The 8703-nt window shown below is 32.3% G+C and carries 10 protein-coding genes and 1 pseudogene; all 11 read right to left on the bottom strand.

Annotated elements, in window-relative coordinates; genetic code table 11:
• Nucleotides 1-292 precede the first annotated feature (292 nt).
• Nucleotides 293-1594, bottom strand: coding sequence for a branched-chain amino acid transport system II carrier protein (gene brnQ, locus SPD90_RS11325; RefSeq protein WP_320626368.1), 1302 nt, complete (start codon nt 1592-1594; stop codon nt 293-295).
• 199 nt (nt 1595-1793) lie between these two features.
• Nucleotides 1794-2687: a ribosome biogenesis GTPase YlqF gene (gene ylqF, locus SPD90_RS11320; protein WP_320627162.1), complete on the bottom strand. Its 894-nt coding sequence runs from the start codon at nt 2685-2687 to the stop codon at nt 1794-1796.
• Between the two features lie 147 nt (nt 2688-2834).
• On the bottom strand, nt 2835-3188 hold the full coding sequence (gene rplS / locus SPD90_RS11315) for a 50S ribosomal protein L19 (protein ID WP_290687011.1): 354 nt from the start codon (nt 3186-3188) through the stop codon (nt 2835-2837).
• Nucleotides 3189-3284: 96 nt separating this feature from the next.
• A complete protein-coding gene (trmD, locus tag SPD90_RS11310; protein ID WP_320925300.1) occupies nt 3285-3980 on the bottom strand; it encodes a tRNA (guanosine(37)-N1)-methyltransferase TrmD in 696 nt (231 codons plus the stop codon).
• Nucleotides 3981-3988: 8 nt separating this feature from the next.
• Nucleotides 3989-4501: a ribosome maturation factor RimM gene (rimM, locus tag SPD90_RS11305; protein WP_320925299.1), complete on the bottom strand. Its 513-nt coding sequence runs from the start codon at nt 4499-4501 to the stop codon at nt 3989-3991.
• 63 nt (nt 4502-4564) lie between these two features.
• A complete protein-coding gene (locus SPD90_RS11300) occupies nt 4565-4792 on the bottom strand; it encodes a KH domain-containing protein (protein WP_320627159.1) in 228 nt (75 codons plus the stop codon).
• A 45-nt stretch (nt 4793-4837) separates the two neighbouring features.
• Nucleotides 4838-5086 (bottom strand): 30S ribosomal protein S16, encoded by a 249-nt coding sequence (gene rpsP, locus SPD90_RS11295; protein WP_290687004.1) that lies wholly within the window; start codon nt 5084-5086, stop codon nt 4838-4840.
• A gap of 45 nt (nt 5087-5131) precedes the next feature.
• A complete protein-coding gene (gene ffh / locus SPD90_RS11290; protein WP_320925298.1) occupies nt 5132-6484 on the bottom strand; it encodes a signal recognition particle protein in 1353 nt (450 codons plus the stop codon).
• Nucleotides 6481-6849, bottom strand: a complete 369-nt coding sequence (gene ylxM, locus SPD90_RS11285; protein WP_320925297.1) for a YlxM family DNA-binding protein — start codon at nt 6847-6849, stop codon at nt 6481-6483. The genes ffh and ylxM overlap by 4 nt, the downstream gene beginning before the upstream one ends.
• Before the next feature lie 99 nt (nt 6850-6948).
• Nucleotides 6949-8199 (bottom strand): signal recognition particle-docking protein FtsY, encoded by a 1251-nt coding sequence (ftsY, locus tag SPD90_RS11280; protein WP_320925296.1) that lies wholly within the window; start codon nt 8197-8199, stop codon nt 6949-6951.
• A gap of 14 nt (nt 8200-8213) precedes the next feature.
• Nucleotides 8214-8703: pseudogene (locus SPD90_RS11275) on the bottom strand (chromosome segregation protein SMC); the annotation flags it as partial.

Raw genomic sequence — 8703 nt, 5'->3', positions numbered from 1 at the left:
CTCTCCTCTTCCTTTTTGATTTTTTCTAATTTTTTACTTAAGCTCTTTGCTAAATTTTGAACTGATTTTCTATCATCTTGATTTAGTATATCTATGTATTTTTGATATTCATCTTCTTTTACGCTTTCTATAATCTCTTTAATTTCTTTTACGCTTTTACCTTTCATACATACACCTCTATTTTTATTGATTAATTTCACAAATATTATATCTAAATTTATCATACTCTATAAGTATAATACAAAAAATCGCCAAGTAACTCAATAAAATAAATTACCTGGCGATTTGTATTTTAAACTGCTCTTTCTTCATCTTCCTCGTATTCTTTATTTCTATTCGGTTTTATAAAATACCCAACAATTCCAGCTATAAATGTCGGAAATACCCAACAAAAGCCTAGATTTGCAAGAGGTAGCATTTCTAAAAACGGTACATTTATACCTAAGTCATTACCTGCCATAAGCACACCCATAAATAGAGCTGTATAAGTTGAAAACTTTACTATATTGTCGTTTTCGACGAATTTTTTAAATATAGTCATAACTATTAAAACTATTGTCGCTGGATATATCAGGCTAAGTATTGGAGCTGAAATTTTTATTATAGATTCTACTCCTAAATTAGATATAACTAAACTGAATATACATACTCCTACTACTAATTGCTCGTATTTTAATCTTCCGTTTGTTGCCTTTGAGAAATACTCCGCTGTAGCTGATGTTAGACCTATAGCTGTTGTCAAGCATGCTAAGCTAACTATTAAAGATAATATTATTTTCCCCGGTGTCTTGAGTAAAGCACTTGTTATTGCAACTATTAAAGATGACTGAGAAACATTTACATCGTATACAGATGATACTGTAGCCCCAAGATATGTAAGCCCACCGTATACAACTGTAAGACCTATCGCAGCTACAACTCCTGCTTTTAGAAGTATATCTATTCTGTCCTTTTCTTCTTTATATCCTTTTTGTGCTAGGCTCTTTATTAAAACAGCCGATAAGCATATAGCTCCTAACGCATCTAATGTCTGATAACCTTGCAGTATTCCTTCGCTGAATACATTTTGTATAGCTGCTTTATCTATATTTCCTATTGGATTTATTATTCCTACAGCTATTATCAGTAATAAACAGACTAATAACGCAGGTGTCAGATAAGATCCTATTATATCTACTACTTTAGATGGTTTTATAGTTAAAAGTAGTGTTATGCTAAAGAAAATTATCGAAAATAGTATAGGATTGAAATTAGGCATAAGCGATACTATACCCATCTCAAAAGTCGTAGCAGCAGTTCTAGGTATAGCTAGAAGCGGTCCTAGACATATCATTATAGAAGCACCTAAAATCAGTGCAAATTTCTTTCCTGCTCTTTTAAATACTATTTCTGTATCCCCATTTGATTTAGCCGATGCTAATATCGCAAGCAATGATAATCCCACATCGGCAAGTATAAACCCTAAAAATCCTATTAAGAATTTTTCCCCAGTTATTACTCCTAAATACGGTGGAAATATTAAATTCCCTGCACCAAAGAACATCGCAAATAGGGCAAAACCAGTTATAATTATGTCTTTATTTTTTGTCGTCATACTATTCCTCCTATGATGTCTCGTTGATTAGTCTATTATACCTAGGTTTTATATAATAGTCAATAAAATTAAAATATATTTAATATTTTAATTTTACTGATAATTTTATATCTATAGCAAAATCAACATTGTAAAGCATCAAGGAATAAAAAAAACCGGCTTTAAAATTTTTATTTAAAACCAGCTTACATTTATTCATCTATTTTATATCTTCAGGAACTTCTAGAGTTATTTTTCCTATTTTACCTTCTCTAAATTCATTTAAAACAGTTTTTGCTATTCTAGTATAGTCAAGTTCATTTTTACCTAAGATAAATCCTCTTTTTCTTCCTATCATCTCCATAGTTTCTAGAGGCTCTTCACCTAGAGAATCTAATTTGTATCTAGCTTTTAACTTCTCTGGTTCTATCTCAGACATCTTTTCTATGAATTTTAACCCTAAAGTATCTATATCTAGTATTTCGTCCTTTATAGCCCTTGTAAATGCTAAATTTAAAGCTATATTTTGATCCTCGAACTTAGGCCAAAGTATACCCGGTGTATCTAAAAGCTCTAAGTCTCCTTTAAGTTTTACCCATTGTTTTCCTTTTGTCACACCTGGTCTATCTCCAGTTTGTGTACTTTTTCTTCCTGTCAATTTGTTTATAAGTGAAGATTTTCCGACATTAGGTACTCCTACTATCATGACTCTTATCGCTCTTTGCTTTCTTCCTTTTTCTTTTAGGGCATCCATTTTTTCTTTAGTTACGTTTTTACATTCTTCTACTATTTTATTTACTCCGCTTCCCTTTAGAGTATCTACTGGTATAGCCTTTATGCCCTTGCTTTGGTAGTAACTGATCCATCTGTTTAATTTATTTTTATCTGATAAATCGCTTTTATTTAAAACTACTACTCTAGGCTTGTTTTTAGCTAGTCTATCTATGTCAGGATTTTTACTGCTTAGTGGTATTCTGGCATCTAAAAGCTCTATAACGACATCTACAAGCTTTAAGTTGTTTTGAACCATTTCCTTTGTCTTTTTCATATGCCCTGGATACCAGTTTATATGTAGATTGTCATCTCTTAAATATTCATCGTATTCTCTTGTCATTTTCTCATCTCCTTTTTTAATTATTTTCCGTTTAATTTATAATTATTTATATTATTTCCGATAATCTATGTATTATAAATATATTTTCCCATATAAGACAAAAAGGAAAGCTCTAACGAGATTTCCTTTTATCTTAATAAAGACTTATTATCTTTTATTTCTTGCTTCTTTAACTTTAGCAGCTTTACCAGTTCTAGTTCTTAAGTAATTGATCTTAGCTCTTCTTACTTTACCTCTTCTAGTAACTTCGATTTTTTCTATTTTTGGTGAATGAACTGGGAAAGTTCTTTCTACACCAACGTTGAAAGATATTTTTCTTACAGTGAAAGTTTCTCTATTTCCTCCACCTTGTCTTTTTATTACAACACCTTCAAATACTTGTATTCTTTCTCTTTTTCCTTCTATGATCTTAACGTGTACTTTTACAGTGTCCCCAGGTCCAAAGTTAGGAACTTCGTTTTTTAATTGTTCTTGTTCTAAAGCTTTTATTAATTCGTTCATTTTTCCTCCTAATATTTCATAGACGTTCTTAATTACTGACCAATGTAAAAAGAGGAACGCCCGTAGTCTCGACTTTACCTATTATACTATAAAATATTATTTCTTACAATACTTTTTATATAAATCTTTTCGTCTTTTTTTAGTGATTTCAATAGACTGTTCTTTTCTCCACTCGTCTATTTTTTGGTGGTTTCCAGACAGTAAAATATCTGGAACCTTAAGCCCCATAAACTCTCTAGGTCTAGTATATTGAGGGTATTCTAATAGATTATCTTCAAATGATTCATCCTCAAACGATTCGTTTTGATTTAATACCCCTGGAATGAGTCTAGCCACAGCATCTACTAGTATAAGTGCAGGAAGCTCTCCTCCAGTAAGCACATAATCTCCTACTGATATCTCATCTGTAACTATCAAATCTATTATTCTCTCATCTATACCTTCGTAATGTCCACAAAGTAAAATAATATCCTCTTCTCTAGAAAATCCCTTTACTATGCCCTGTTTTAAAACCCTACCCTTAGGAGTCAGATAGACAACTCTAGGGTTTTGTATATTATGAGTCTCTACTATATGCTTATATGTATCGTAAATAGGCTGAGGAGTCATAAGCATCCCTGCTCCTCCACCAAAAGGATAATCATCGACCTTTTTGTGCTTATTTGCCGAAAAATCTCTAATATTGTAGATAAACACCTCGATTATTCCCTTTTCTATCGCTCTTTTCATTATGCTCTCACCAAAGTAAGAATTAAATATCTCTGGAAAAAGCGTCATTATATGAAATCTCATTTTATCACCTAATCAAGCATTCCCTTTATAGGATCTATTATCATTTTGTTTTCGTCTAAATCTATAGTTGGAACGAATTTTTCAACTGATGGTATTAAATATTCCTTTTCTCCAGATGATACTACATACACGTCGTTTATAGCATGTTGTAAAACGTCCTTAACAACTCCTATTTTTTCGCCATCTATCGTAAAAACATCTAGTCCAATTAAATCAGCCACGAAAAATTCGCCTTCTTCTAATTCTACAGATTCTTCTCTAGGAATATACATATTTTTAGTCTTTAATCTCTCCGCTAAATCTATAGAGTCGATATCTTTTATTTTCATTATTACCATATTGCCTTTATATCTAACTCTTTCGACCTCGTATTTATTATTTAGACTCTTTTCTGTATAAAAATACTCTAAATCGTCAAAACGATATATATCGTCTGTATATGGGTAAACACGCACTTCACCCTTTAGACCTTGTGTATTTACTATTTGTCCAACTCTAAAAACAGTTAATTTTTCAGTCATTTTATCACCTCTTTTGTCATTTTTATTATATACAAAAAGGACTAGGTATATACCTAATCCTTTTTATACTATCTCAAGAGAAACCTTAAGGTGCTCTTTATTTCCAGCAGATTTTAACACAGTTCTAATAGCCTTAGCTATTCTACCTTGTTTTCCTATAACCTTGCCCATATCATCTTGAGAAACTGTAAGCTTTAGGATTATTTCACCCTTTTTCTTAGTTTCTTCAATGCTCACCTCATCAGGATTATCAACTAGAGCTTTGACAATATCTAATACTAGCTCTTTCATATTTTCCATCTCCTAAAATGTTACATATAAACTAATTTTAGTTTATTATTTTTCTATTATTCCTTGGCTTTGTAATAATTTTTTAACTGTATCTGTAGGTTGAGCTCCAACTTTTAACCATTTGTTAGCTTTTTCATCGTTTATTTTTATTTGTTTTGGTTCAGATACTGGATTGTAATATCCTATTTCTTCTATGAATTTTCCATCTCTTGGTGCTCTAGAATCTGCAACTACTATTCTGTAGAAAGGTTTTTTATTAGCACCCATTCTTTTTAATCTTATTTTAACTGCCATTTTATATACCTCCGAAAATTTTTCTATTTTAGTTTTTTAATTTATTTATTTAAAGAAAGGAAGCCCTGGAAAACCGCCTCTTTTCTTCATACCCTTACCACCAGAAGTAAACATCTTCATCATCTTTTTCATTTCGTTTAATTGTTTTATTAGTTTATTTACTTCCTGTACACTTGTTCCACTACCTCTTGCTATTCTTCTCTTTCTAGATGCATTTAGTATTTGTGGATTTCTTCTTTCTTCAATCGTCATAGATTGTATTATGGCTTTTATTCTGTTCATTTCCTTGCCATTCATATCTACATCGCCTATTTGATTTTTTAAATCTCCCATTCCTGGAATCATTCCAAGGATTTTTTCCATAGAACCCATCTTTTGGATTTGCTCCATTTGGTCTAAGAAATCTTCAAAATCAAATTCTTGCTTTTTAAGCTTAGCTCCTAGCGCTTTGGCTTTTTCCATGTCCATTGTCTCTTGAGCCTTTTCAATTAGACTAAGGACATCTCCCATACCTAATATTCTAGAAGCCATTCTGTCTGGATGGAAAGGCTCTAAATCATCTAGCTTTTCACCCATACCTATGAATTTTATAGGTTTTTGTGTTACAGCTCTGATTGAAAGTGCTGCCCCACCTCTAGTATCACCATCTAATTTAGTAAGTACAACCCCGTCGATACCTAAAATCTCATCGAAGCTCTCAGCAACATTGACTGCATCTTGACCTGTCATTGAATCTACTACTAAAAGTATTTCATGCGGTTTGACTTCTGCTTTTATAGATTTTAATTCATTCATCAATTCTTCATCTACATGAAGACGTCCTGCTGTATCTATTATAACTAAATCATTGTTGTTTTTTATAGCATGACTAAGTCCTGCCTTTGCAATATTAACTGGGTTTTCTTTGTCGCCCATATTAAATACTTCTATACCTAAATTTGAACCGACAACCTCTAATTGTTTTATTGCAGCTGGTCTGTATACGTCACAAGCTACAAGCAGTGGTTTCTTTCCTTGTTTTTTGAAATATCCACCGATTTTACCAGATGTAGTTGTCTTACCTGCCCCTTGCAATCCTACCATCATTATAATTGTAGGTGGTTTAGAAGATATTGAAATTTTACTTTGAACATCTCCCATTAAAGCAGTAAGCTCTTCATTAACTATTTTTATAACATGCTGTGCTGGAGTTAAGCTCTCCATAACCTCTTGCCCAACACATCTCTCTTGCACCTTTTTTACAAAATCTTTTACGACTTTAAAGTTTACATCAGCTTCGAGTAATGCAAGTTTTACTTCTCTCATAGCTGCCTTTACATCTTTTTCTGTAAGTTTTCCTTTTGATTTTAACTTACTAAGAGCACCTTGCAATTTATCAGATAAACCTTCAAATATCATTTTAACAACTCCCTACATATTTCTTCTATATTTTCTAGCTTAGGGATTAAATCAGCACAATCTCTATTGTGCAATAAATTTTCTTTAATGTCAATAATTTTCTCCCCAATAGACTTAAGGAATTTTTCTTGGTCTTTTGCCTTAGATACTAAATGTAGTTTACTCTCGTATTCTCTAAGTATTTTCTCTGAACGCTTTAATGTGTCGTAAACCCCTTGTCGTGATACTCCTAAGTTCTCGCTGATTTCTCCTAAAGAATAATCTTCTTCATAGTAAAGAGACACCATTTCTCGTTGTTTGTCAGTAAGTAATTCCTTGTACTGCTCAAACAATAATCCAATTTCAACCATTTTTTCTATGTTCATAATAATCACTTCCAAGACCTTACTGTAAAGGTTCTTTACTTTACACATTGTATTTTATATCAAATAAATACTATTGTCAACATTTATTTTACGCTAAGTTTAACCGAATAAAGCATCTACAAATGATTTAGAATCAAAATCCTGTAAATCCTCCATTTGTTCTCCTACACCTATTAATTTTACAGCTACATCTACTTCTGATTTAACAGCTAGGATAACTCCTCCCTTTGCTGTTCCGTCTAATTTAGTAAGAACAAGCCCTGTTATATCACAAACTTGTTTGAAGCTCTTTGCTTGTGATACGGCATTTTGTCCAGTTGTAGCGTCTACTACTAATAGGACTTCTTTTTTAGCCTCTGGGTATTCTCTATCTACTATTTTAAATACTTTTCCTAACTCGTTCATTAGGTTTGATTTATTGTGTAGACGTCCTGCTGTATCGCAAATTAATACATCTACACCTCTAGCCTTAGATGCCTTTATAGCGTCGAATATTACTGCTCCTGGATCTGCACCCTCTTGGTGTTTGATTAAATCTACATTACATCTATTTGCCCATACTTCCAATTGATCTATAGCTGCTGCTCTAAATGTATCTCCAGCTGCAAGAAGTACTTTCTTTCCTTCTTTTTTGTATCTATATGCAAGCTTACCTATAGTAGTAGTTTTTCCTACACCATTTACACCTACCATAAGTATTATAGTTGGACTATGTGATGCGTCTAGTTTAGTATCATCCTTTGATAAAATTTCTTCAACTATCAATTTTAATTCTTCTCTTACATCTTGTGGGTCAGTTATTTTCTTGCTTCTTATAGCATCTTCTAGTTTTTCCATTATTTCCATAGTAGTGTTTACACCTACATCAGCAGTTATTAAAACTTCTTCTAAATCCTCTAGAAGCTCTTCGTCTACCTTAGTGTAAGATTTTAATACCTCATCTACTCTATCTGTTATTCCTTGTTTTGCCTTTGTTAGACCTTGCTTTAATCTATCGAATAAACTGACTTTCTTTGGTTGTTCTTCTATTTGCTCAGCTTCTTCAACATCTTGAACTGTTTCTTCTTGCAAATCACAAGCTTCATTTAAAGGCTCCTCTATAGCCTCTTCAATTTCTTCTTGAACTTCTATTTCTTCTACTTCTAACTCTTGTGTAGCAGCTTCTTGTTCTAACTCTTCTACTGGTTCTTGAGTTTCTTCTACTTCTTCAACTTGTGGTAGTACTTCTTCTACAACTTCTTGTTCTTCTTGTAAGTCATCTTCTTCTATCAATTCTTCACTTACATTTTCCACTTCTTCTTTTACTTGTTCTTTTTTATTTTTTCCAAAATTAAAAAGTTTTTTAAACATATTCTTCCTCCATTTTACACTATGTCTGCCATTTTATGTGCTTCCTTAAGATTTAGGCTGATAACCTTTGATATTGCTTTCTTTTCCATAGTTACACCGTAGATATAGTCGGCAGCCTCCATTGTACCCCTTCTATGTGTCACCGCTATGAATTGAGTATCCTCTGATAATTCTTTTAAATACTCTCCAAATCTAAATATATTGGCATCATCTAATGGCGCTTCAATTTCATCTAATATACAGAAAGGTGTCGGTTTTGCCAGTATTATCGCGAATAATATACTTATAGCTGTAAGTGCCTTTTCTCCTCCTGATAGAAGGTTTAAGTTTTTCATCTTCTTGCCAGGTGGTTTCGCTGTGATCTGTATATCACTTTCAAGTATATTTTCTTCATCTACAATAGTCAGCTCTCCTTCTCCTCCTCCAAACAACCTTTTATATACATATTTGAAATTTTCATTGACCTTTTTAAATTGTTCTTTAAATTGAGTCTTCCTATTCACT

It is taken from the genome of Intestinibacter sp., assembly GCF_034113885.1.
GTDB lineage: Bacteria > Bacillota > Clostridia > Peptostreptococcales > Peptostreptococcaceae > Intestinibacter.
The sequence above is the reverse complement of the archived record's forward strand: the minus strand, read 5'-3'. Positions and strand labels throughout refer to the sequence as shown.

What these genes read in the sequence shown, in the direction of transcription:
- brnQ (WP_320626368.1), bottom strand. Translation starts at nt 1,594, where the DNA reads ATGACGACAAAAAATAAAGACATAATTATAACTGGTTTTGCCCTATTT.
- ylqF (WP_320627162.1), bottom strand. Translation starts at nt 2,687, where the DNA reads ATGACAAGAGAATACGATGAATATTTAAGAGATGACAATCTACATATA.
- rplS (WP_290687011.1), bottom strand. Translation starts at nt 3,188, where the DNA reads ATGAACGAATTAATAAAAGCTTTAGAACAAGAACAATTAAAAAACGAA.
- trmD (WP_320925300.1), bottom strand. Translation starts at nt 3,980, where the DNA reads ATGAGATTTCATATAATGACGCTTTTTCCAGAGATATTTAATTCTTAC.
- rimM (WP_320925299.1), bottom strand. Translation starts at nt 4,501, where the DNA reads ATGACTGAAAAATTAACTGTTTTTAGAGTTGGACAAATAGTAAATACA.
- SPD90_RS11300 (WP_320627159.1), bottom strand. Translation starts at nt 4,792, where the DNA reads ATGAAAGAGCTAGTATTAGATATTGTCAAAGCTCTAGTTGATAATCCT.
- rpsP (WP_290687004.1), bottom strand. Translation starts at nt 5,086, where the DNA reads ATGGCAGTTAAAATAAGATTAAAAAGAATGGGTGCTAATAAAAAACCT.
- ffh (WP_320925298.1), bottom strand. Translation starts at nt 6,484, where the DNA reads ATGATATTTGAAGGTTTATCTGATAAATTGCAAGGTGCTCTTAGTAAG.
- ylxM (WP_320925297.1), bottom strand. Translation starts at nt 6,849, where the DNA reads ATGAACATAGAAAAAATGGTTGAAATTGGATTATTGTTTGAGCAGTAC.
- ftsY (WP_320925296.1), bottom strand. Translation starts at nt 8,199, where the DNA reads ATGTTTAAAAAACTTTTTAATTTTGGAAAAAATAAAAAAGAACAAGTA.